We start from the raw sequence: 23,371 nt of genomic DNA on the forward strand, positions 1-23,371 counted from the left end.
CTCCTTCAAATTGAGCAAGTATCAAGACTAATTGGTATAAGTACAGGTTTAGACGCAAGCTAAATGAGAAATGGTTTAAAGAAAGATAAAAAAATGTGCAACAACTCAAATAATACCAATTTGCTTATGCGAATGAATGGTATCAATTTGATGCTTCTTGATCTTCAACCTCATACGGTTTGTAGTGCCAGCCTTTGAAGATCAACTTCGGCTTTCCACCTGATGGTGGCTGCACACCAATTCCTGCATTTTTCAGTGCTTGGTCAAAGTGAATCCCTGTGCCGCCAGTACCAGTAATTGAAGCGCCTCGAACTGTCCCATAAAATTGTCCACTGCCATTTAGTAAGATAGTAGTCAAAGGCGAGTAAATTGCAGCGTACAAAGAAGAGGCCCCGCTAAACACAAATCCATTTGGCTCATCAAAAGAGGAGTAAACACTAAATACTGGTAATCCGCTCTCAGTCAACCCCTCTTGCTCTGCGACTACTTTTGCACTTGCACCAATTAACACTTTTCCCTTAGTAAAAACAGTGAGCGAGCTGCCTTTTTCGATCCAAATTTGGGTGTTCCCCGATAATGTCATGTCACCATCAACCAGCCAGATCACATCACCGCCTGAGACCTTTATTTGACCATCAGAACCAAGCTTTAAACTTTTAAATGGAAATGCTAGCTGAGTGCGTTCTGTTGCAGCTCCTAAGTTTTGATCGATGCCTTGAAATAAGTAAATTGCTTTTTCTTTGGCGACATAAACATGAGTGCCATTACGCTCATACACCGCCTGCTTTGGCTTAAAGTGTAAGATCTGTCGGGCGCCAACCTGTAAATCTGTATATTGATTATTAGGATCGATAATACTATTCATGTTAAACGGTAAAGCGAGCGGATCACATTCTTTATTGGGCTTAGCCGGATCATAATCTGGAGAATCTGGATCATAGACTTTTACCGGCTCAACCACTAAATCTTGCACCCTAAACCTAGGATCCGAGTAATGCACTCCATCTTGTAGCTGTAGTCCTGTATCTTTAAATTGACCACTACCGGCATACTGGATGTCAAAAGCATCCCCCTGCTGATTAAGTATCTCAGCGCCCCACTCCATTTGCGCATCTCCCATTGCGCGAACATAGCCAGTTATTTTTCCACCTCTATGTTTGAAAAAGCCACGGCTATAGACATTTCCTTCAACTCGAATACCACTGGATGAAGGCGAAATATCCACCCCAGTATTCGATCTTACATCGCCAAGGATCGGGGATGAACCTTTTAAATAGACTATCCCGGATGCTTGCACATCACCTTTAATTGGCGAATGTCCAGACAGCACTACATCAGCATCACCAACTACAGTATGCACATCGCCATCGTTGCTTTTGGTTTCTTCGTAAGTGCCTTTTGATGAATCATAGCTGTCTACTGCGCCACTACCTGATAGGTTAACACCTTTACAGCCTGTTACCGCATTTTGAAAAATAGATGCCTTTGGGGCTGGCTGTAGCTCAAAGCGTGCAACTAATCTATGATTGGCATGTTCACCATAGCGTTGACCTAAACTTTCAACGCTGAACTCATTACCACTTGTGGTTACCGATATATTAAAACGCGAGTCATTGATGGCACCATCACCTGTTGTACTAACGCCAGCAACCAATTGAGCAACACTCGTCGGGTTATTTATTAATGACTGCTCCAATCGCTGGCGGTATTCTCTTATCCCCTGCTCAGCTACTAATCGGGCATTAATATCTTTTTGGAAATTACCGCTTAATCTCTCTTGTACAACACCTTCCTTGAGAGAAGCAAATACGACAACACTCGCCATGCCACCAAGCAGCATCACCTTTACTAGTGTAAAACCTTGTTGTTGTTTCATTGTATTAGCTACCTAATCCAGCGTAAAAATTCATTTGTATGCCTGCACTATACTGCAAAGGAAAGCGATTACCTTGGATTGTCACCGTGATCAGCTGGCCATTGATGGTAAATGCCAACCCTGTCACGCCTTTTAATAAATTCACATCTCCGCTGCCACGGTCACATACTAAATACTCACCTTGTAAAAAGTAACGCTCAGTATAATCAGTTGACGGAACGCTACCATCACAAGCAGGGACACCAGCTAACTGATCGATACGAATATCTGTCGCGGACACTGTAGGGATACTTTGTGTCTGTTTAATGCTGCGCATCATTACCCGATTGGTATAGCGAATGATTTCTTGTGAAGCAGCAAGTCCCTGGCTTGTTGTTACAGTCTCTTTAATGGATGTATAAGATGCAGCGATTCCCGTAACTAATATCAGGCCAACCACCATAGCAATCATCAGCTCAAGCAAAGTATATCCTTTATGGCTCATCAGCTACCTCCTGGCGGTGGTGGGCATGTATTCGCAACATTTGGATAGCTAGCAGTTAAAGAAACTTGATTTTCTGCAGGGTTGTCTACTCTGTTATCCTGCCAGCTCACCGTAATCTGCATTTTGTTACTATAAATCGCAGGCAGAATTAGCGTAAAACGATCATCAATTGGATGTAGTTGCTGGATCAAAGGGTTTGCCGCAGTCATATCACTATTATTGTGCTGTAACTCACACAGCAAAGGCCACATTCTTTCAATCGCGTTTTGCCCATGTATTAATGCCATAGTGTATTGAAAACTATTGGATGCAAACTGCAGTGACTTTAATTGTGTTGCAGCAAGGCCTAGCAGCATCAACCCTGCCACTAACATCGACACCACAACCTCAATAAGTGAAAACCCTTTATTTAGCTGCAATTTTGCTCTGCCTCACCTAACCAACTCTGACCGCTCACCAGTACGCACAACCGGTAGTCCTGCGTATTTGTCAGGTTATCTGTAATAAGTATATTATTTGTCGCTAATACTTCACCACTTTCGCGTACTATTTGGTCTGCCAATGCCACTTCTATTGAGCTGTGTTTAATCGTAAAACGGCCCACTTCTGTTAACTGACCATTTTCTGTCGTTTTAATTACCCAATCACCACTTTCAATAACCAAAGCAACTTGTTGTTCACGTCTGACGGCTTCGCTCCTAGCTAAACGAAAGATGGCCTGTAATTCATTGGCATGAGTAGTCACTCTATCTTGCTGAATTTGCTTAATAAAACTAGGTGCAGCTACTGAAGCCAAAATGGCTAAAATGGCCATAGAGATTAACAGCTCAAGCAAGGTAAAGCCGCGGCGACACTTACCAACAGTCATTATTATTTGCTCCTTGGTTTCCCTGATGGTTAATACTTAACACACCACATCTATCTGCTGCTTGTGCTTTACCTGCTATTGGTGTGGCAGTGAGCCGATAGCTTAAGTTTCGGTACTGACCTACAGCACCATTAGGTTTATCTAGTGGAATGTAAGCAAAGGAATACAGATCTGATTGTGGCAAATTAGGCATCAAGTCCGCATCAGGGTAGCCACCATTGCGACTATAAATGCGCTCTATCACAGCAGCAGTCTCTAGCAATTGTTGCTGTGCTTGAGAACGATTTGCATCTTGAACGTATTGCACATACGACGGATATGCAAAGCTTGCTATAATCGTCACGATAGCCACTGCTATTAACAACTCAGTTAATGTAAAACCTTTATTCACAGGCATTTATATATTCCACCACCAATTTGATAGCGCTGTCATTAGACTTACTTTATGACAGACAAAAGACAAAGAAAAGGACAAGCCTATAATATGTAAACATAACATGAAGCAAAAGTTTCTAAAAAAGAAACTTATTACACCATATTACAACTGAACTACCTCGTTTGTAGAGGTATCCGTTAGCGAGAGGATCATCCATGTCATACCTGAAATTGGTATGAATAAGATTATTATTATGATTTTTTTGAAGGGGCACTTAATATAGGTCAATTAAGTGATAAAAAGCCGTGTATAAAAAGACACGGCTTTTTTGGGCTTAATTAAAAATTAAGCTTCAGCGATTACGATTACTTTGATCGTAGCTGTAACGTCAGAGTGTACTTGGATAGCTACGTCGAACTCGCCAGTCTCACGGATAGTACCAAGAGGTAGACGAACTTCTGACTTAGATACCTCAACACCTACTGCAGAGATAGCATCAGCAATATCGCGAGTACCGATAGAACCGAATAGCTTACCTTCGTCACCCGCTTTAGAAACTAGAGTTACTTCAGCTAGTGCTTCTAGTTTTTCAGCGCGTGCCTGTGCAGCAACTAGCTCTTCAGCGATTTTCGCTTCAAGCTCAGCGCGACGTGCTTCGAAAGTTTCAATGTTAGCTTTAGTTGCAGGAACTGCTTTACCCTTAGGGAATAAGAAGTTACGTGCGAAGCCAGATTTAACATTAACCTGATCACCTAGGCTACCTAGGTTTGCAATTTTGTCTAGTAGAATAACTTGCATGTCTCTACACCTTTTAAAAACTAGTAATCAGCTGCTTACTTGTGTAAGTCAGTGTATGGAAGAAGGGCTAGGTAGCGAGCACGCTTAATAGCAGTTGCTAGCTGACGCTGGTATTTAGCGCTAGTACCTGTGATACGGCTAGGTACGATTTTGCCACTTTCTGTTACGTAGTTTCTAAGAGTAGCCAGATCTTTGTAATCAATTTGTTGTACGCCTTCCGCTTTGAAACGGCAGAACTTACGACGTCTGAAATAACGTGCCATGAGTAATTTCCTCAATTAATTCTTTCAATATGTTGTGCGTGCAGTACTAGCTGACTTAAGCCATTTCGGCTCTCGTGGCGATTTATAAAACCGCGAACTTGTAATGCTTGCCCAACGTATAAATGCTCAGTTTGGTTTCGGAACTGTTCTCCACTGGCAACCACTTGAATACGCACGTAGGCATTTCGAGTTAGGTCAGCCTCTAGCTGCATTGATTTGTGCTCAAGTACAAATATACAGTGCGGGATCCCAGCTGGGCTTTGACTAAATTTAGGTGTTTTACAAATCACGCCCGAGAGCAGATATTGATTGGTATACAGGTCAACCTGAGTACTCACCATTACCTCGAAAGGTTAGTCAAATCCGAAATCAACAACGATTAAGCAGAAGCTGCTTCTTTTTTCTCTTCTTTTGCAAGAGGAGATGCTTCAGTTACTGCATTTTTAGTACGCATAACTAGGTTACGAAGCACTGCATCGTTGTAGCGGAAAGAAGTTTCAAGCTCGTTGATTACTTCAGTTGGTGCTTCAACGTTCAATAGAACATAGTGTGCTTTGTGAAGCTTTTCGATTGGGTAAGCCAGTTGACGACGACCCCAGTCTTCTAGACGGTGAATAGTACCGCCAGCTTCAGTGATAGCACCAGTATAACGCTCGATCATACCAGGTACTTGCTCACTTTGATCTGGGTGAACCATGAATACGATTTCGTAATGACGCATGGATATTCCTTACGGTTAGTATAGCCTTGTCCCGTTTCGGCCAGTCGGGGTAAGGCAAGGAACGATAATAGTAGGGCCGAAAGAGCGCGTATTTTACGTGCCGAACTAAAATTAAGCAATCAGTTTATTGCAAAAATTTGGTGGAATATGGGTGTATTTTAAAAGCGAATAGGAAGTGTTTGATGAATATAGGAATTTAGAAGAGTTGGAGCGGCACACGAGGTTCGAACTCGTGACCTCGACCTTGGCAAGGTCGCGCTCTACCAGCTGAGCTAGTGCCGCATCACAATATTTAGCTCTGGATTTATTGGTAATTCCGCAAGGTCGCGTTGATTACCTACTGCAGCTGAGCTAGTGCCGCATCACAATATTTAGCTCTGGATTTATTGGTAACTACGCAAGGTCGCGTTGATTACCTACTGCAGCTGAGCTAGTGCCGCATCACAATATATTCTGTATTTTTCCAGTCGAATATAAACTGAGAAGTTTGGAGCGGCACACGAGGTTCGAACTCGTGACCTCGACCTTGGCAAGGTCGCGCTCTACCAGCTGAGCTAGTGCCGCATCACAATATTTAGCTCTGGATTTGTTGGTAACTCCGCAAGGTCGCGTTGATTACCTACTGCAGCTGAGCTAGTGCCGCATTCCATAGTTAGCTCTGGATTTGTGGGTAATTACGCAAGGTCGCGTCCTTACCTGAAACAGCTGAGCTAGTGCCGAATCACAATATATTCTTTAATTTTTACAGTCGAATATAAACTGAGAGGTTTGGAGCGGCACACGAGGTTCGAACTCGTGACCTCGACCTTGGCAAGGTCGCGCTCTACCAGCTGAGCTAGTGCCGCATCACAATATTTAGCTCTGAATTTATCAGTAATTACGCAAGTTCGCGTTGACTACTTACTGCGGCAGAGCTAATGCCACATCGAGAATTTAGTTTATACACCTAGAAGTAAGTGTTTGGAGCGGCACACGAGGTTCGAACTCGTGACCTCGACCTTGGCAAGGTCGCGCTCTACCAGCTGAGCTAGTGCCGCATCACAATATTTAGCTCTGGATTTGTTGATAACTACGCTAGGTCGCGTTGATTACCTACTGCAGCTGAGCTATTGCCGCATTTCATAGTTAGCTCATTATGTTGCGAGTAATTACGCAAAGTCGCGCCTTACCTGAAGCTGCTGAGCTAGTGCAACGCTTGGGCTAAAAACCCCGCAGGGCTTGTCGTCTCAAGCGGGGCAGGATTCTACAAGATAAAATTTGCTTTGCAAGTATTTTTTTAAACTTTGAAGAATTTTTCTTGATACACCTTTAATTCCATAATGGAATCTTTGATGTCATCTAAGGCTAAATGGGAGCTTTTCTTTTTAATTTCACCTAATAATTCAGGTTTCCAACGTCTTGCTAGCTCTTTTATTGTACTTACATCTAGGTTGCGATAGTGGAAGTAAGCTTCTAGCTCTGGCATGTATTTGTTGAGGAATCGACGGTCTTGCCCAATCGAATTACCGCACATTGGTGAAGCACCTGGTGGTACCCACTCTTTCAAAAAGTCCAACGTCTGCTTGATTGCATCGGCTTCTGTGTATTTACTGGCTTTACAGCGATCGGTAAGACCTGAACGACCGTGTTGATTAGTACACCACTCATCCATTCCATCAAGGAGCTCATTACTTTGATGAATTGCCACTACAGGACCTTCAGCTAAAATATTGAGATCACCATCTGTTATCACCGTCGCGATTTCTAAGATTTTATCTGTTTTTGGTTCCAGCCCCGTCATCTCGAGATCGAGCCAGATCAAGTTTGATTCATGAAAAGACATACATTACCTTAGCGGTACTTTCCTTTAGATCCAATGCAATTAGATATATCATATTAGTTTAAACACTCGACCTAAAGCTTTTTTTTACCATGCACGGCGTTTTATTGATTTATAGCCTAAATTTAAACGCTCTGCACGCTCAAGCTTAAACAGATTATAGACATGGCAAAGAAAAAGAAACTCAGTAAAGGCCAATCCCGACGGATTAGAGCTAATCATCAGAAGCGTATCGATAAAGCGAAAGGGACAGAAGTGTCTGATGTTTCATGGCAAAATGACAACCTAGGACCAACAGAAGCGGCAGTGGTGATCAGCCGCTTCGGGCAACATGCAGATATAGAAACCACAGAGCAAGAGATTTTGCGTTGTAATATACGCCGCACCGTGAGCAGCTTGGTTTGCGGTGACGAAGTTATTTTTCGTCGTGCCAAGGTCAGTGATGGCGACCTAGCCGGAGTCATTGAGGCTGTACATGAAAGACGTACACAACTTACTCGCCCCGACTTTTATGATGGTGTAAAAGTCGTCGCTGCCAATATCGACCAGATATTGATGGTATCAGCAGTTGTGCCTGAGTTTACCCCACAGATCATTGACCGCTATTTGGTTGCTTGTGAAGACATGGGGATCGAGCCAATTTTGTTACTAAACAAAATTGACTTGCTCGACAAGAAAGCTTGGATTACGTTGATGAAGTGTTAGATATCTATCGTGAGCTTGGTTATCGCGTGCTGTTAGTCAGCACCAAATCAGGTGAAGGCATAGATGAGCTGAAACATATCTTAGAAGACAAAAATAATATTTTTGTTGGTCAATCTGGTGTGGGTAAATCGACGCTCGTTAATACTGTACTCCCAAATGCCGATATCCTGACCAAAGAAGTATCAGAAAACAGCGGCTTAGGGCAACATACAACAACAGTATCACGCTTACATCACCTCCCCTCTGGCGGAAACTTAATTGATAGCCCGGGGATCCGTGAGTTTGGCTTATGGCATCTAGAAGTTGAGCGAGTGACTTGGTGTTTTAAAGAGTTTAGAGAATTTATTGGAGGTTGTCGTTTTAGAGACTGTAAACACCTTAATGACCCGGGCTGCCTTATCCAAGAAGCCGTCGATGAAGGAAAAATCAGCGAACTGCGCTTTGAAAGCTACCACCGCATTTTAGAATCTATGGCAGATGGTCGCGCAGGTGCACGTGCTCCGAGAGTCTGATAATATTTGCTAAATTGGCTCAACCCGTTGAGCCCAACGGCTACTAAGTACCTTAGTGGCAAGACTACAATTAGGAACTGTTAAAAGTGAATTTGGATAAACTAAAAATTGCCATGCAGTATGCATTACCTAAACATGCGGTTTCTCGTTTGGTTGGTAAGCTTGCAGCAGCAGAAGCCGGTGCATTAACAACAAAGCTTATTAAGCTATTTATCAAACAATATAAAATCGACATGAGTGAGGCTCTGCACGAAGATCCAGCTCACTACAAAACCTTCAACGAGTTTTTCACTCGCCCTTTGAAACCAGGGATCCGTCCTCTTGCTGAAGAAAGCAATATTTTAGCTCACCCTGTTGATGGTGCGATTAGCCAGTTAGGTGACGTTGTCGATGGTCAAATCATCCAAGCTAAAGGCCACAACTATAGCCTGCAAACTTTACTTGGCGGCAAAGAGGAAGATTTTACCCCTTATATAGGTGGTAAGTTTGCCACTATCTATCTTGCCCCCAAAGATTACCACCGTATTCATATGCCAATTGATGGCACACTGCGCAAGATGATTTATGTGCCTGGTGATTTATTTTCGGTAAATCCTTTGACCGCACAAAATGTACCTAACTTATTTGCACGCAACGAACGTGTAGTTGCCATTTTTGATACTGAAATTGGACCTCTTTCTATGGTATTGGTGGGTGCAACCATAGTTGCCAGTATTGAAACTATTTGGGCAGGGACCGTCACTCCGCCTGCGGGTAGAGATGTGTTTACTTGGACATATCCAGAGACTGGTGACAATGCAATTAAGCTGAAAAAAGGCGAAGAAATGGGTCGCTTTAAGCTCGGCTCAACAGTGATCTTAGCGTGGGGCGCTGAAAAAGCGGACTTCCTTGACGGTCAAAACCCAGAGACAGTAACACGTATGGGTACACCGTTTGCAAAAATAGCAGAGTAAATTACTTTTATACCAATTTGCTTAATTAAGTGATCTATTTTGAGGCGAGAAAATCTTGTCGATAACAAGGCAAAAATTTTGCTATTTAGTTGTTCTAAATAAGAAATTTTTAACGCTGTTAGCGTCAGATTTACTCCTTCAAATTGAGCAAGTATTAAGACTAATTGGTATTAGTGGCTTGATACTACGTCAAGCCACAGCATTCACATTCAGGGTTTTTAGTTAGCCTATAGGGCATTTGCTGCACACTCATTCCATCTAACGTACAAAACATACTCCCTTGATGATGTCCAAGTAGCACGTTGACCGTAAGTAATGCCTGCTGCGCGCCAATGATCCCAAGTATTGGACTCAAAACGCCAAAGTTACCGCAGTTTTCCGTTGGAGCTTGTAAGTCTGTTGGAAAAATACAAGCATAGCAAGGTGACTTGGTTCTAAAATCAAAGCACATTAATTGCCCTTGGGTGGCAATAGCTGCGCCTGCTATCAGTACCTTATTTGTTTGATAACAGTACTTATTGAGCAAATAACGGGTAGTAAAGTTATCACTACAATCTAATATAATATCGGCCTCACCAAGCAACTCAGCTATATTTTCTTGGGTCAAGCGTGCATTAATCGGTGTAAGTGTTATGTCGTTATTGAGACTCGCCAGCACCTTTCCCGCAGCTTTAGCCTTTTGCTGGCCTAAGTGATTCACTTTATACAAAATTTGCCGCTGTAGGTTAGACAACTCAACTTCATCGTGATCAATAAATGTAAGCTTACCAATGCCACTGGCAGCAAGATAAAACAGCGCGGGACTTCCCAGCCCGCCGCACCCAACAACGGCAACATGTGCCTGCTTTAAAGCCAACTGTCCTTGTTCGCCGACCTCTTTTAATAGCAAATGGCGACTGTATCTTAGCCGCTCTTTGTCACTCAGCTCAGTCATGCTGTGTCATCGCCTGTTTTAGTTCAAGTACAGCTTGCTGTGGGTCTTGGGCTTCAGTAATTGCTCTGACCACCGCAATACTAGAGACCCCTGTAGCAGCCACTTCCTGTGCTCGGCTAAGATCAATACCACCAATGGCGACGGTTGGATAGACAGGCTCCATCAAAGGAACAAAATGCGTCAGTTTTTCAAGCCCTTGGATTTGACCTGTCATGTCTTTGGTTGTCGTTGGATAAATTGCACCAAAAGCCAAATAACTGGGACGATAGTTATGCGCTCGGAGCATTTCATAAAAACCATGGGTAGAAATACCTAAGCGCAGCCCCGCTTCTTGAATAGCAGCTAGGTTTGCTTTATCAATATCCTCTTGGCCTAAATGAATGCCATACGCACCGTGTTTAATTGCTAACTGCCAATAGTCATTAATAAACACCTTTGCACCGTACTTTTGTCCAAGTACTATGGCAGTTTGTATTTCTGCTTCAAGATTGGCTTGCTCTGGGTCTTTAATCCGCAGCTGAACCGTATCGACCCCCATCGCGAGGCACTTTTCCACCCAATTCGCGCTATCTACCACAGCATAAAGCCCAATGGGGTCATCAATGCTTGCAAAACCTGCGGCAAAGTTAAACTCCTCTGGTAAGGTAAACTCTAATTCGTCCGCAAGCCAAGATCCCGCTTCAACCACTTGAGGGTAATCATTGAGCGTCACAGGGAATCCCGTGTGCGCAACAGGTCCCACCCCTTCCCCATATCGTATTGCCGCTTTTAACCCCGCATTGATATAGGCTTTACCAAGAATAAAGGCATCTTTAAACGGGTAGCCCTTAGCGATACACGATGCCATAACTGACGATAAACTACACCCCGTGCCATGACTATGTGGTGTTTGAATTTTTTCATTTCCGAGCCAATATTCAGTATCCGCTTCTACGCCATAATCAATGCAGTAACCTTTCGGGTAATCCCAATGTCCCCCTTTAATGATCACCGACTTTGCACCGAACTCTCGCAGTTTGGCAGCCGCCTCTTTTACCGCCTCCGGGCCAATTAAATACACACCAGTCAGCAGCTGAGTTTCATGCGTATTGGGCGTTATAACATCCACCAGCGGTAACAAGTGGGTTTTTAACGCATCAACCGTATCCTCTTCCGTTAACGCGTCCCCACTGGTCGCAATGGCAACAGGATCGTAAACCACGATTGGCGGCGTTACCCATGTTGCTTTGTAATGTGTTAAATGCTCAGCAATAAGTTGGATCTGTTGCACATTGGCAAGCATGCCAATTTTTATCACTGTCGCAGGCATATCTTGCGAAAGTGCTGTTAGTTGAGATTCGATAACTGTAGTAGAAACAGGATTTAACGCCTCAACCCCTAAACTATTTTGCGCGGTTAGCGCCGTTATTACTGTACAACAATGGACATTAAAGCTCTGCGTTGCTTTGAGATCAGCCTGAATGCCTGCACCACCACCAGAATCAGAGCCTGCTATACTCCAAACAATATGTGACATAAAAAAGCTCCCTATGTAGTTATCCGCAACTCAAGTTAATTTGCATGCCAAAAAGGCATCCCAAGGGTTGGTGTAGAGGGCGATGCCACCTCTTTTTGCGGCATTGCTTTTGCTAAATAAGATAGACGCCCTGCGACTGTGCTGGCTTCAAATGCTTTTGCCATAGTAATAGGACAACCCGCCCCAGCCACCGCCGAATTAAGTAATACCGCATCATAACCCAACTCAAGTGCCTGACAAGCATGAGACGGCAGGCCAAGTCCGGCATCGACAATCAAGGTTTGATGAGGCAAACGTGTGCGGATAGTTTGCAAGTTATATGGGTTTAACAGCCCTTTCCCTGTACCAATTGGTGCGCCCCAAGGCATTAAAACCTCGCAGCCTAACGCATCCAAGCGCTGACACAACACCAAATCATCAGTGCAATAAGGCAACACTTTAAAACCGTCTTTTAATAAGATTTCGGTAGCTTCGAGCAACGCAATTGGATCTGGTTGCAGGTTATATTCATCGCCAATAAGTTCAAGTTTAATCCAATCAGTGGCAAACACTTCTCGACACATCTGTGCCAGTGTCACCGCTTCTTTTACGCTGTGACAACCTGCGGTGTTCGGCAAGACGCGCAGTCCCATCTCCTTGATTAGCGACCAAAAGTCATCACCCGCCTGTTTTGTTTGCTGGCGCCTCAGCGACACAGTAACAATTTCAGCACCCGAGGTGGCGATAGCCGCCTGCATGACTTCAGGAGAAGGATAAAGCGCTGAGCCAATTAGCATTCGACTCGTAAATTGTTCACCATAAATGGTAAGTGGCGTATCAGCCAAAGACTGCATAAATCACCCTCCTTGAATTGGTGATAAAAGTTCAATCTTATCACCGTCGTTCAGTGTCACGCCTGGCAGCTCTGTGCGAGAAACAAAAGTACCATTGAGTGCCACGGCAAAAGGCGGCCTCGCACCTTTGGCTGTGATAAACTCCTGAATAGTTTGCTCGTGGTCGATATTAATCGTTTCGCCATTAAATTCGACTTTCATAATAACTCCTTAGATAGTGCTTGTTGCACAATAAGTGGTGCCAGCAGATAGCCGTGCCGATAAAGACCATTGATACTGATCACATTGCCTTGTTGGTCAATTTTGGGGTGATTATCTTTAAATGCGGGCCTAAGTCCGGCTAATAAGGACAATACTCGCGCTTCAGCAAATCCACGATGCACTGAATAAGCAGCAGAGAGTAGTTCAAGTGTCGAGCGCACAGTGATCTCTGCACTGTCTTGCGACTCAATTTCCGTCGCACCAATCACGAACTGATGATCAGGCTTTGGTGCAATATAAATTGGGTACCTTGGGTGCATCAAACGCACAGGTCGAGTCAAGGTCACTTCAGGGGCATAAATTCTAGCTACTTCTCCACGCACGCCACGAAGCCCTTCACATTTTACTTTTGCACCAAGACCGCGACAATCAATAACCCAATCATACGACTGACTCAGCTGCGCTTTTTTCGCCTCATCACAATGAACCCCGTAATTAATTTCTACACCTTGCTTCAGTAGTGTTGTAGTACTACTTTGATAAAACGCCTGATTATCCAGTTGGCCTTCGCAAGGTAAATACAAGCCTTGGTGGAACACGCCCCCTAACTCCGGCTCAAGTTCGGCTATTTGAGCACCATTCACCGTTTCCGCACGATGCTCTTTTAACGGCTTTAAGCGCTGCTGAAAACTCACCAAGTCACCACGATCTTGCGCATGGGCAACAATTAGTGAGCCTTGCTGTTGAAAAAAGACTGGGCTGTCGAGTTTTGCAAGTATTTGCGGCCATAACCTCATCGACTCAAGCCCTTGTAACGCCAAAGTTTCAGTACATATCACAGACTCAGCCAACGGCGCTAACATAGCCGCTGCGACACTACCTGCTGAAGACTCAGCACCTTGCTCCGCTTGCTCAAATACGCTGATCTGATAGCGCTTTGCAAGCATCAATGCGGCGATACGCCCAGTTAAACCAAAACCCAAGATAGCAACACGTGCTTGAGTTGACATCGCTACACTCCTAAAATGAGCCACCTCACAGACATCAAGGTGGCTATGATGGGATGAGTTATACCAATTTGCTTTATTAAGTGATCTATTTTGAGGCAAGAAAATCTTGTCAATAACACCGCTTCTGCGTCCTGCTCACGCCGAGGTACCTACGTCCTGTAGGCAAGGCAAAAGTTTTGCTATTTAGTTGTTCTAAATAAGAAACTTTTAACGCAGTTAGCGTCAGATTTACTCCCTCAAATTGAGCAAGTATTAAGACAAAGTGGTATCATATCGCTTTGTGATAAAGCTCTGAGCCTGATTGCTTAAATTCTTCAGACTTTGCTTTCATCTCAGCTTCAACATCCACCATTTTAATGCTGATCTCTTCACCTACATTATTCGGATCAATCCCTCGTGCTTCTAGCTCTTTTGCGTAGTCACGTACATCCTGCGTGATCTTCATTGAGCAGAATTTTGGCCCACACATAGAGCAAAAATGCGCGACTTTACCCGACTCTTGCGGCAATGTTTCGTCGTGATATTCACGGGCGCGATCAGGATCTAGACCAAGATTAAATTGATCATGCCAGCGGAACTCAAAGCGCGCTTTAGACAACGCATTGTCACGAACTTGAGCACCCGGATGGCCTTTTGCCAGATCCGCTGCATGTGCTGCTATCTTGTAGGTGATCAAACCTTCTTTTACATCTTCTTTATTCGGTAAGCCTAAGTGTTCTTTTGGTGTCACATAGCACAGCATCGCACAGCCATACCAAGCAATTTGCGCCGCACCGATCCCTGAAGTGAAGTGATCATAACCCGGAGCAATATCTGTGGTAAGCGGACCAAGCGTGTAAAATGGCGCTTCATCGCAATGCTTTAGCTGCTCTTCCATATTCTCTTTGATCATGTGCATCGGAACATGGCCTGGGCCTTCAATAAATACTTGCACGTCATGCTTCCACGCCAGCTTAGTCAATTCACCAAGAGTGCGTAGCTCACTAAATTGTGCTTCGTCATTGGCATCGGCAATAGAGCCTGGGCGCAAGCCATCGCCTAATGAAAAGCAAACATCGTATTGCTTTAAGATCTCGCAGATCTCTTCAAAATGCGTGTAGAGGAAGTTTTCTTTGTGGTGCGCTAGGCACCACTTCGCCATAATTGAACCACCGCGAGACACAATACCGGTGACGCGTTTTGCCGTCATTGGTACATAACGCAGCAGTACGCCAGCATGGATGGTAAAATAATCTACCCCTTGCTCAGCTTGTTCAATTAGCGTATCGCGGAAGATCTCCCATGTTAGGTCTTCGGCAACGCCATTGACTTTTTCTAGTGCTTGATAGATTGGCACAGTACCAATTGGCACTGGAGAGTTACGTACCACCCACTCACGAGTTTCATGAATGTAGCGCCCTGTCGACAGATCCATTACGGTATCTGCACCCCAGCGAGTCGACCATACCATCTTTTCGACTTCTTCTTCGATAGAAGAGGTCACTGATGAGTTACCGATATTGGCGTTAACTTTTACTAAGAAGTTACGTCCGATGATCATCGGTTCAGTCTCGGGGTGATTGATATTGTTTGGCAGTACGGCGCGGCCACGGGCAATCTCATCACGGACAAATTCAGGCGTAATAAACTCAGGAATACTGGCTCCAAACGATTGACCTTTGTGCTGTTGTGCTAATAACTCATCTCGTAATTTAGCCCGCCCCATATTTTCACGGATGGCCACATATTCCATTTCTGGTGTCACGATACCTTGGCGTGCGTAGTGCATTTGTGTGACATTTTTACCCGCCTTGGCACGACGAATTTTAGGTAGGTGTTCAAAGCGAATATGATCAAGCCCTTCATCCGCCATACGCTGCTGGGAAAACTGTGACGTCACCGACTCTAGCATTTCGGTATCATCGCGCTCAACTATCCACTGCTCTCTAAATTTAGGAAGACCAGCACGAACGTCAACCGGTACTTCAGGGTCTGTGTATGGACCTGAAGTATCATAAACACGAATAGGGTCGTTTGATTCAAATACCGGATTGTCTTCGGTGCCACCAACAAACGAATCACTTAGCGTGATTTCACGCATACCAACGCGCACACCGGCTTGGTCGCCGTCGACATAGACTTTATGAGAATTGGGGAAAGGTTGGCCTTTAAGATTATGGATAAATTCTGCCGCAGCTGCTCGTGCTTCACGACGACTTAACTTGCTACTATTGTTTGACATGACGTTCCTCTTACTTTCATCAAAGGTGTCTTGTCAGATCTCCAAAAAGGAGGAGACGAGGATAGTCCTCGGGTAAGGTGGATAGCAATATACCACTATTGCTACAGACAAACGCAACACGTTTGCTGTCTTGTTCCCTACGCAGGCATTAACCTGATCAGGTCCACGGATCCCGCAAAATGCGATCTCAGCCTGAATGATTAGCAGCTGGCTTGCTGTAAAAATTCGAGGCACTCCGACAAGTAACGAATTAGCGCCAGTCTACTTACTTACATCAACGCTCGCAAGTATTGTCGCCAGCATTCACACTGGTATGTGGGTTTTGGCTTATTGTTTAACAAAAGTAAATTCAGGTTTTCCCTTTAAGGTCAGTATATTAGCCTCAACCTCAAGCAATACGCCGATTTGTAACTGATTAATCAGCTGTGACTCAACTTTAGCCACATCCTCACCACAGTACTTACGGGTCATCCCTAGATTTTTGACGATTAATTGCCCATCAACAATTTCACCTTCACCAAAAAAGCGATTACACCCAGCAAACCCATTGACTTGCAACGCGTCTATAAAACGAATGTCAATCGCTTGCATACTCTCTGAAGATGCGTCCTGTGATTGTGTAAGTGGCTGGCCATTTATGCTGCGAAGCTGCCAACTAGAATACTTAAGCGCTTGCGTGTCTACCTTCCCTGTTGAGACACATCCACTAAGCGCAATAACTGCGCAAATTATGCTGATGAATTTCATGGTAAACCATCTATTTTATGCCCAATACTTATTATAACGTTTCATTGGGCAATAATTGCAGTAAAATTCTGTAAAAATGACTTTTTCGGCATTTATTTAATCAAATAAGTGTGTGATAGCATCCGGTAAAAAAGGTCTGCCACGTTCGTTAACTGAAGTGCCAGTGATTAGCGCATCTAACATCAACTTATTATCATGGGTTCTGATTATTTTTTGCTTAAATGCAAACTTCACCCTACTTTCTCGCTCAAGGGTGACTTCAACATAAAAGTCATCACCTGGGCGCAATGAATCTTTGTAATTCATTTCACTGCGGATCACCACCAAGTTCACTTTCTGCTCAGCAAGTGCTGCAAAGTCAACGTTATGAGCCAACAAAAACTCATGCCTTGCATGTTCTAAATAATTAAAATACACACTATTATTTACGATACCTTGTAAATCACATTCATAGTCACGCACTTTAAAATCAAGCTTAAAACTCATATCAATACCTATTGCATTAAAATTAATGGGCTAAGATATAACATAATTTCACTGTTAACTGGTCTGGCTTTTGCTAAACTGTGCCCAATTAAAAATGGGACAAAGATTAAGCATGAAGTTAAAACTCTCTACGATCACGTTGGCACTATTGCCACTTTTCTCTCATCATGTACTTGCCGATGATGACTTGGAAACCATCGTTGTTACTGGTGACTTTCAAAATGAAACCATCCAAACACTCAGTGCTAGCGCTTCGGTTGTTGATGAACTAACCATCACCAAGCGTGGTGCCCAATACTTAGATGAGATCCTTGGTGCAACTGCCAATGTTAACTTTACCGCAGGCGCGTCTCGTGGCCGTTTTATGCAAATTCGTGGCGTAGGTTTGCGTTCACAATTTGTTGATCCTATTTATCCTAGCGTCGGTTTATTGATTGACGGCATTAACTACTCGGGATTAGGTGGCAGCGCGCTACTATTTGATACCGAATCAGTCGTAGTGTATCGCGGCCCTCAAGGTACCAAGTTTGGCTCTGATGCCTTAGCAGGTATTGTTGAAGTAAATACTCAAATGGCAACAACTGCACCCTCACTAAAACTAAAACTTGGCGCAGGCAACTATGGCAGTTATGAAGCTGGTATTGCCGCAGGCGCTGGGCTCAGCGATAACACTGCTGCACGAGTGAGCTTATATCAACGAGAATCCGACGGCTATGTTGATAATCTTTATCTCAATAAGCCCACGCAAACGCAAGATGAGCAAGCCGCTAGACTAAAACTTAACTCTCAGGTCAGCGACAATCTTGCCCTAGAGTTTACTTTCCATCATATCGATACTGACAACGGTTATGATGGCTTTACCTTAGATAATTCACGCAATAGTGTCGCTGATGAACCTGGGCAAGATAACCTAGAGTCTGACGCTTTTGCTTTTCGTGGCAAATATACACGCTCAGACTTGTTTGATGTTGAGTTTAAAGTATCAGGATTAGACGCTGATGCCCTCTATAGCTTTGATGAAGACTGGGTATGTAACGATCCAAGTAAACCTGAACTCTGCGGCGCGGGATTACACCCTGAAGGATATAGCTCAACCGATGTTTATGCTCGTAATTATGAAAAGGGCGATATTGAGTTTTTAATCAAGGATAAGCAGAGCGACTGGGTAGTTGGCATGTATGCCAAGCGTAACGACGTTGACCTAACCCGCCACTATACTTGGCTTACTACACCGTTTACTTCTGCCTATTCAATCGAAAGCAAAGCCATATTTGGCCAGTACGTGCATCACCTATCAGATAAAACTCGCTTGATTGGCGGCCTACGCGCAGAACAATATGACGCTGATTACTTAGACAGCAATGGCTTTACCATCGCAACCGATGACTTAATGTGGGGCGGTAAAGTCGCACTTGAATACCAAGCTGTCCCTCGTACTATGATCTACACCAGCTTATCTCGTGGTTACAAGGTTGGTGGCGTAAATGGTGAAGCATTAGCAAAGGCCAAAGACGAAGGGTTAAACATTCCCACAGAGCACCATTATTTTGACCCAGAGTATGTCTGGAATGCCGAGTTCGGCGTGAAAGGGCAATCTGAAGATAAGCGTCACCTTGTACGTGTTACTGCATTTTATATGCAGCGTGATGACATTCAACTAAAGCAGTGGCAAGTATCTAACCAGCAATTTGCAGGCTATATCGATAACGCCAGTGAAGGCAGCAACTATGGACTAGAGCTAGAAGGCACCTTTAGTTACAACGAGCGCCTTGGCTTTACCTATAGCGCAGGCTATTTGGAAACCGAAATAGAAGATTTTGTTGCAGCAAGTGGCATTAGCTTAGACGGCCGCGATCAAGCACAAGCACCAAACTATCAATACTCATTTGCTGTTAATTACGAGCTAATGAATAACCTAGTAGTAGCGCTTGGCGTTGAAGGTAAAGACAACTATTACCTCTCGGATAGTCATAACGAGCAAGCCGGTAATCATAACCTGATCAATGCCAGCTTAAGCTATTACGGTGATAACTGGTCACTCACAGCTTGGGGCAGAAACCTAGCGGATGAAGATATTGTGGTACGCGGCTTTAGATTTGGTAACAACCCATTAGACGGTTGGCAGCCACATACCTACGTGCAGTACGGTGAACCACGCGTATACGGATTAAGTTTTACTTACGAACTGTAATCAACTTACGTTTATACTTATTAAAAAAGGGGAAGTATATTCTATACACTTCCCCTTTTTTATATTCTATTTATCTTCAAATAACTATAAAAAAACAGGCCAATTATCTTAATTAATTGCTATACCTACCAGCATGACTATACGATAACGTCGCACCGTACATTACAGTATTGTCACAGCAGTTAATACTAAATAATAAAAAGGGGGAAGCGTAAAATTAGAGTAAAACGCTCCCCCTCACCGCAAAATCTAAACGCGCTATGCTATTCCATACTGGGCGCGCTGGAATATACTAGCTCAACCAAGTTATTCATGGTTTTTGACTTCTGCATATACGCTTTTTCCATGTGAGCAAGCTCTTGCAATTCAAACAAGGTTGACTCCACTAACGATAACCACTTGGTGGTAGTATCTGGTACGTTATTGCACTGTTTTGATGCTTTTTTCAGTGCGTCGTAATAAATTGTTAAGTCATGATATTGGCGTAGATAATCCATATTGCTCTCCAACATGTTCACTTTATTTCACACTAAAGTAACAAAAGCTTTGAGCAAAAATCTGCGCGAAGCAAATTTTTTTAAATTTACTGTTAAATTTATCAGTAAACACACAAGCTAAATAACAACATAGCGGTACTGAATTAAAATAAATTTGGTGTGCTTCGCACAAAAAATTATGCGAAGCAAATAACAGTGAAACAAAATATACATTTTTGGTCTGACAAAGCTTGAAAAATAAATTTTCTAAGATAAACTCGCGTTTACTGTTTAGATACAAAAATGCAACCTGGTTAAGCTAATAAATATAACCAATCAGCGTAAAAGCGCATTGCGCTATTTGTAACGCACAAGCGGCAAACAAAAAGGATTGAGTTGGTGGGTAAATTTGACAAGCGCTTTACCGCAGATGACTTGCGCCGTATGCGTAAAGTGGCCGGTAAAACAACACTCGAAATGGCTAAATTAGTCGGTGTAGAGCGCGGCACTTATGAAAACTATGAAAAGGGAGTGAGTAAGTTCCCTTACGAGTATTTTGAAGTGTGGTGTGACGCTTGTGGGATTAACCTAAACCCATTAAGGGAACAGATTTTAGCGCTTAGAGATAAAATTGACGACGCTAAACTTTGGCGTAAATCCCCAACCCCACGTAACAAACCAAGTAAAGAAGGTAGCCGCAAATGAATGCCCAAGCCTTTTATCCGTGTCAGCACACATATCAAACAATCACGTTACGTATAACGCATATTGACTACACGATGTTTTCAACTTGTTTATTAAGGAGTAAAGTGGAGTGGAATTCAAACACCGCAAAACTTAACTTAGAAAGGACATCATTATGCGCTTTTTAATAAAAAATATCACTAACCGACTCGTAACTTTAACAGCACTTTCCCAAAAACAAGCTAACAGGGTATCCAGTGGAACGCTTGGGCCAAAAGCAAAAGACCCAAGAGCCGAAACCGACTCCACCGCATCAAACAAACCATCATCACTTAGCGCTAATTCAGTTAATCAGGTGATTGGTGGAAGCCATGCAGATAAAAGTGGCGATCCGAGAGTAAAAAACAAGACTGTTCTGTCAGATAAAAAATCACCGCTGGAAGCCGGTTCCTTTAATAAAGTGGTTGGAGGAAGTACCGGTGGTCAAGCTAAAGACCCGAAAGTGAAGGAAGGTGGCTAAGTTACGAAGCCACAACAAAATAGAGAGGAATAAATGAAGCGTTCTTGGTTTGTGTTGCTATTCTGTGCAGTCCTAGCCCTTATTTTTATCGGTTTGCACTATCAGTCTATAAATGCCCTGCATTTGTTATTTATGGGTTGTATAGCTATGACTAGCTTCTTTTTAAGAGGCCAAGAAAATATTAAGCATATTGTGCTGATACTATTGGTGTTGAGCTTTATTGAATATGGTTTTTTTAGTTACTTTATGAATCTTAACAAAGCAGGACTACCCGCCTATCAGACAAATGCTTTAATATATAGCTTACACCTAGTCTGTGATTTTATTGCACTAATGATTCTGAAGTACAGAGTTCGACTTTCCTTGAGGTATGTGCGCTTTACTAACCCTGATAATTGGCGCGCAGTCTATATGACATACGCCGATCCGGTACTATACGGAATTTACTTTGCATTTGTAATAGTGGATTTAGCAGCCTTCGGTGAAAATATTATTCGTAATTTAGAGTACATCGGCGTAAATAAAAGCTTCGCAACACAATTTTGGAGTTGGAGTTTCATCTACAAAAACTACGATATCCTAAAGTCAATTTTGCTTTCTTGCGTCATCACTACCCTACTGGCCACTATCTTTGTTGAACGTCAGCGTCCTGATACGCCAGATGAGGAATTAGAAAACGAATCTTAGTGATTTTATAACTGTCACATTATAAGCGGGCACAGTCGTGCTCTATGCGCTTATATGATAACTTAACAAGGAATTTCAGACATTAAAAAAGGCGCCAAAGCGCCTTTTACTGTTACTTATCCTGATACTACGGATTATTCCGTCTCAGGTAAATTACGACCGTAGAACACTTCCTGAATTTCACGATTTAGCTTTTGGCGAATTTCTTCTTCTTCGTCTTGGTCTAAATCATCGGTGCTCAATCCAAACAGATACGCATTTAAATCTGTTTCCTTAAGCATCATCTTAGTGTGGAATAAGTTCTCTTGATACACGTTTACATCTACCATGTGGTAGGCATCTTTAGTGTCTTCCGTCATGTAATTCTGGATAGAGTGAATAGCGTGGTCAATGTAGTGCTTCACGCCATTTACGTCACGAGTAAAACCACGTACGCGGTAATCGATTGTTACTACGTCTGACTCTAGCGAGTGAATCAAGAAGTTCAGTGCTTTAAGTGGTGAAATAATACCGCACGTTGATACTTCAATATCTGCTCGGAACGTACAAATGCCATCATGAGGGTGTGCTTCAGGATAAGTATGCACACAAATGTGGCTCTTATCTAAGTGTGCAACCACTGAATCAGGTAATGGACCAGGTGCTTCGTTGCTATCAAAAGTCTGTTGTTCAACAGGCTCTTCTGATACTAGGATCGTCACACTTGCCCCTTGTGGCTCATAGTCTTGACGTGCAATATTTAATACGTTTGCACCAATAATATCTGTCACGTCTTTGAGAATATCCGTCAAACGATCAGCACTGTATTGCTCATCAATATATTCTAGATACTCTTTACGTTGCTGCTCGGTCTTGGCGTAGCAAATATCGTAAATGCTAAAGCTTAAACTCTTAGTTAAGTTGTTAAAGCCATGGAGTTTAATTTTATCAAAGGGCTTGTTCACGATAGACCCACCTTAATACAAAAAATCTGCGTTGCAGAAACAAAAGTTCGCGGATTTTATACGAAAATAACGCCATGAAAAAGCGTTATTTCGCGTCAATTTCAATCACTTCATGGCTATGCGTAATTTCTACTGCTTTTTCAAGCATTAAAGCCACGGAGCAGTACTTTTCAGCTGACAAACTAATGGCTCTTGCTAGGTGTTTTTCAGAGACATTTCGTCCCGTTACCACAAAGTGTAAATTAATTTTTGTAAAAACCCGTGGCGCACTTGGAGCGCGCTCTGCGGTAAGCTTTACCTCGACGTCAGTAACATCCTGACGCGCTTTTTGTAAAATACTGACCACATCAACCGACGAGCAGCAGCCAGCTGACATCAATACCATTTCCATTGGGCTTGGTGCAGCACTGTCGGCGCCGGTATCAAATACCACGTTGTGCCCTGACGCTGAGCGCCCAATGAAGGTATCGCCTTCAACCCATTTAACGCAAGCTAACATAGTTATCCTTTATAAAAGCAATAACACCGCCACGGGGCGGTGTATTT

The 23,371-nt window shown here is 43.3% G+C and carries 26 protein-coding genes, 4 tRNA genes, 1 pseudogene and 1 riboswitch; of the genes and pseudogenes, 6 read left to right on the forward strand and 25 right to left on the reverse strand.

What is annotated here, in order from left to right:
* Nucleotides 1-142: 142 nt before the first annotated feature.
* The 14 genes from D9603_RS10490 to orn all read right to left on the reverse strand — a co-directional run bounded on the left by D9603_RS10490 (nucleotide 143) and on the right by orn (nucleotide 7,208).
* Entirely contained in the window at nucleotides 143-1,876 is a 1,734-nt protein-coding gene (locus tag D9603_RS10490; protein ID WP_128731272.1) for a polymer-forming cytoskeletal protein, read from the reverse strand.
* 4 nt (nucleotides 1,877-1,880) lie between these two features.
* Nucleotides 1,881-2,360 (reverse strand): prepilin-type N-terminal cleavage/methylation domain-containing protein, encoded by a 480-nt coding sequence (locus D9603_RS10495; RefSeq protein ID WP_128731273.1) that lies wholly within the window; start codon nucleotides 2,358-2,360, stop codon nucleotides 1,881-1,883.
* Nucleotides 2,360-2,779, reverse strand: coding sequence for a prepilin-type N-terminal cleavage/methylation domain-containing protein (locus tag D9603_RS10500; protein WP_128731274.1), 420 nt, complete (start codon nucleotides 2,777-2,779; stop codon nucleotides 2,360-2,362). The genes D9603_RS10495 and D9603_RS10500 overlap by 1 nt, the downstream gene beginning before the upstream one ends.
* Nucleotides 2,770-3,228 (reverse strand): GspH/FimT family pseudopilin, encoded by a 459-nt coding sequence (locus D9603_RS10505; RefSeq protein WP_128731275.1) that lies wholly within the window; start codon nucleotides 3,226-3,228, stop codon nucleotides 2,770-2,772. The genes D9603_RS10500 and D9603_RS10505 overlap by 10 nt, the downstream gene beginning before the upstream one ends.
* The gene (locus tag D9603_RS10510) at nucleotides 3,215-3,625 is read right to left on the reverse strand and encodes a type IV pilin protein (RefSeq protein WP_128731276.1); all 411 of its coding nucleotides are present in this window, start codon (nucleotides 3,623-3,625) and stop codon (nucleotides 3,215-3,217) included. Before D9603_RS10510 ends, D9603_RS10505 begins: the two co-directional genes overlap by 14 nt.
* Before the next feature lie 324 nt (nucleotides 3,626-3,949).
* On the reverse strand, nucleotides 3,950-4,402 hold the full coding sequence (gene rplI, locus D9603_RS10515) for a 50S ribosomal protein L9 (protein ID WP_099640397.1): 453 nt from the start codon (nucleotides 4,400-4,402) through the stop codon (nucleotides 3,950-3,952).
* Between the two features lie 35 nt (nucleotides 4,403-4,437).
* Nucleotides 4,438-4,665 carry a 30S ribosomal protein S18 gene (gene rpsR, locus D9603_RS10520; RefSeq protein ID WP_002962753.1) on the reverse strand — a complete coding sequence of 76 codons (228 nt, stop codon included), beginning with the start codon at nucleotides 4,663-4,665 and terminating at the stop codon, nucleotides 4,438-4,440.
* Between the two features lie 11 nt (nucleotides 4,666-4,676).
* The gene (gene priB / locus D9603_RS10525; protein ID WP_088531731.1) at nucleotides 4,677-5,006 is read right to left on the reverse strand and encodes a primosomal replication protein N; all 330 of its coding nucleotides are present in this window, start codon (nucleotides 5,004-5,006) and stop codon (nucleotides 4,677-4,679) included.
* Between the two features lie 38 nt (nucleotides 5,007-5,044).
* Complete coding sequence (rpsF, locus tag D9603_RS10530) at nucleotides 5,045-5,386, reverse strand: 30S ribosomal protein S6 (RefSeq protein WP_010368810.1); 342 nt, start codon at nucleotides 5,384-5,386, stop codon at nucleotides 5,045-5,047.
* 206 nt (nucleotides 5,387-5,592) lie between these two features.
* Nucleotides 5,593-5,668 (reverse strand) — tRNA-Gly (locus tag D9603_RS10535).
* Nucleotides 5,669-5,874: 206 nt separating this feature from the next.
* Nucleotides 5,875-5,950, reverse strand: a tRNA-Gly gene (locus D9603_RS10540).
* A 205-nt stretch (nucleotides 5,951-6,155) separates the two neighbouring features.
* Nucleotides 6,156-6,231: transfer RNA gene (locus tag D9603_RS10545), tRNA-Gly, on the reverse strand.
* Nucleotides 6,232-6,347: 116 nt separating this feature from the next.
* Nucleotides 6,348-6,423 (reverse strand) — tRNA-Gly (locus D9603_RS10550).
* Between the two features lie 239 nt (nucleotides 6,424-6,662).
* Nucleotides 6,663-7,208 carry an oligoribonuclease gene (orn, locus tag D9603_RS10555; RefSeq protein WP_125252243.1) on the reverse strand — a complete coding sequence of 182 codons (546 nt, stop codon included), beginning with the start codon at nucleotides 7,206-7,208 and terminating at the stop codon, nucleotides 6,663-6,665.
* Nucleotides 7,209-7,370: 162 nt separating this feature from the next.
* Between orn and rsgA the strand changes: the two are divergent.
* Nucleotides 7,371-8,422, forward strand: a pseudogene (gene rsgA, locus D9603_RS10560) (small ribosomal subunit biogenesis GTPase RsgA).
* An 86-nt stretch (nucleotides 8,423-8,508) separates the two neighbouring features.
* Nucleotides 8,509-9,375, forward strand: a complete 867-nt coding sequence (gene asd, locus D9603_RS10565) for an archaetidylserine decarboxylase (RefSeq protein ID WP_128731277.1) — start codon at nucleotides 8,509-8,511, stop codon at nucleotides 9,373-9,375.
* A 184-nt stretch (nucleotides 9,376-9,559) separates the two neighbouring features.
* Here the strand turns inward: asd and D9603_RS10570 are convergent, their stop codons facing one another.
* From D9603_RS10570 to D9603_RS10605, 8 genes are all read right to left on the reverse strand, one after another.
* Nucleotides 9,560-10,309 (reverse strand): HesA/MoeB/ThiF family protein, encoded by a 750-nt coding sequence (locus tag D9603_RS10570; RefSeq protein ID WP_128731278.1) that lies wholly within the window; start codon nucleotides 10,307-10,309, stop codon nucleotides 9,560-9,562.
* On the reverse strand, nucleotides 10,302-11,825 hold the full coding sequence (thiE, locus tag D9603_RS10575; RefSeq protein WP_128731279.1) for a thiamine phosphate synthase: 1,524 nt from the start codon (nucleotides 11,823-11,825) through the stop codon (nucleotides 10,302-10,304). The genes D9603_RS10570 and thiE overlap by 8 nt, the downstream gene beginning before the upstream one ends.
* 35 nt (nucleotides 11,826-11,860) lie before the next feature.
* Nucleotides 11,861-12,658: a thiazole synthase gene (locus D9603_RS10580; RefSeq protein ID WP_128731280.1), complete on the reverse strand. Its 798-nt coding sequence runs from the start codon at nucleotides 12,656-12,658 to the stop codon at nucleotides 11,861-11,863.
* A gap of 3 nt (nucleotides 12,659-12,661) precedes the next feature.
* On the reverse strand, nucleotides 12,662-12,859 hold the full coding sequence (gene thiS, locus D9603_RS10585; RefSeq protein ID WP_128731281.1) for a sulfur carrier protein ThiS: 198 nt from the start codon (nucleotides 12,857-12,859) through the stop codon (nucleotides 12,662-12,664).
* Complete coding sequence (locus tag D9603_RS10590) at nucleotides 12,856-13,869, reverse strand: FAD-dependent oxidoreductase (RefSeq protein WP_128731282.1); 1,014 nt, start codon at nucleotides 13,867-13,869, stop codon at nucleotides 12,856-12,858. Before D9603_RS10590 ends, thiS begins: the two co-directional genes overlap by 4 nt.
* 268 nt (nucleotides 13,870-14,137) lie before the next feature.
* Complete coding sequence (thiC, locus tag D9603_RS10595; RefSeq protein ID WP_128731283.1) at nucleotides 14,138-16,090, reverse strand: phosphomethylpyrimidine synthase ThiC; 1,953 nt, start codon at nucleotides 16,088-16,090, stop codon at nucleotides 14,138-14,140.
* Nucleotides 16,091-16,207: 117 nt separating this feature from the next.
* A riboswitch (TPP riboswitch) is annotated at nucleotides 16,208-16,338 on the reverse strand.
* Between the two features lie 79 nt (nucleotides 16,339-16,417).
* Nucleotides 16,418-16,837, reverse strand: coding sequence for an META domain-containing protein (locus D9603_RS10600; protein WP_125252252.1), 420 nt, complete (start codon nucleotides 16,835-16,837; stop codon nucleotides 16,418-16,420).
* A 96-nt stretch (nucleotides 16,838-16,933) separates the two neighbouring features.
* Complete coding sequence (locus D9603_RS10605) at nucleotides 16,934-17,323, reverse strand: acyl-CoA thioesterase (RefSeq protein WP_125252253.1); 390 nt, start codon at nucleotides 17,321-17,323, stop codon at nucleotides 16,934-16,936.
* 112 nt (nucleotides 17,324-17,435) lie between these two features.
* On the opposite strand from D9603_RS10605, the gene D9603_RS10610 reads away from it, so the two are divergent.
* On the forward strand, nucleotides 17,436-19,514 hold the full coding sequence (locus D9603_RS10610; RefSeq protein ID WP_125252254.1) for a TonB-dependent receptor: 2,079 nt from the start codon (nucleotides 17,436-17,438) through the stop codon (nucleotides 19,512-19,514).
* Nucleotides 19,515-19,777: 263 nt separating this feature from the next.
* Here D9603_RS10610 and D9603_RS10615 read toward each other — a convergent pair whose 3' ends face one another.
* Nucleotides 19,778-20,011, reverse strand: a complete 234-nt coding sequence (locus tag D9603_RS10615) for a hypothetical protein (RefSeq protein WP_128731284.1) — start codon at nucleotides 20,009-20,011, stop codon at nucleotides 19,778-19,780.
* A 378-nt stretch (nucleotides 20,012-20,389) separates the two neighbouring features.
* Here D9603_RS10615 and D9603_RS10620 point away from each other — a divergent pair, with 378 nt between their 5' ends.
* The 3 genes from D9603_RS10620 (at nucleotide 20,390) to D9603_RS10630 (ending at nucleotide 21,881) form a co-directional block, all read left to right on the forward strand.
* The gene (locus D9603_RS10620; RefSeq protein ID WP_241651636.1) at nucleotides 20,390-20,695 is read left to right on the forward strand and encodes a helix-turn-helix transcriptional regulator; all 306 of its coding nucleotides are present in this window, start codon (nucleotides 20,390-20,392) and stop codon (nucleotides 20,693-20,695) included.
* A gap of 154 nt (nucleotides 20,696-20,849) precedes the next feature.
* Nucleotides 20,850-21,194 (forward strand): hypothetical protein, encoded by a 345-nt coding sequence (locus tag D9603_RS10625; protein ID WP_128731286.1) that lies wholly within the window; start codon nucleotides 20,850-20,852, stop codon nucleotides 21,192-21,194.
* 33 nt (nucleotides 21,195-21,227) lie between these two features.
* Nucleotides 21,228-21,881, forward strand: a complete 654-nt coding sequence (locus tag D9603_RS10630; protein ID WP_128731287.1) for a hypothetical protein — start codon at nucleotides 21,228-21,230, stop codon at nucleotides 21,879-21,881.
* Between the two features lie 134 nt (nucleotides 21,882-22,015).
* Here D9603_RS10630 and speD read toward each other — a convergent pair whose 3' ends face one another.
* Nucleotides 22,016-22,825: an adenosylmethionine decarboxylase gene (gene speD / locus D9603_RS10635; RefSeq protein ID WP_125252259.1), complete on the reverse strand. Its 810-nt coding sequence runs from the start codon at nucleotides 22,823-22,825 to the stop codon at nucleotides 22,016-22,018.
* Between the two features lie 85 nt (nucleotides 22,826-22,910).
* A complete protein-coding gene (locus D9603_RS10640) occupies nucleotides 22,911-23,324 on the reverse strand; it encodes an OsmC family protein (protein ID WP_125252260.1) in 414 nt (137 codons plus the stop codon).
* Nucleotides 23,325-23,371: the final 47 nt, after the last annotated feature.

This window comes from Pseudoalteromonas sp. PS5 (assembly GCF_004103255.1).
Taxonomy (GTDB): domain Bacteria; phylum Pseudomonadota; class Gammaproteobacteria; order Enterobacterales; family Alteromonadaceae; genus Pseudoalteromonas; species Pseudoalteromonas peptidolytica.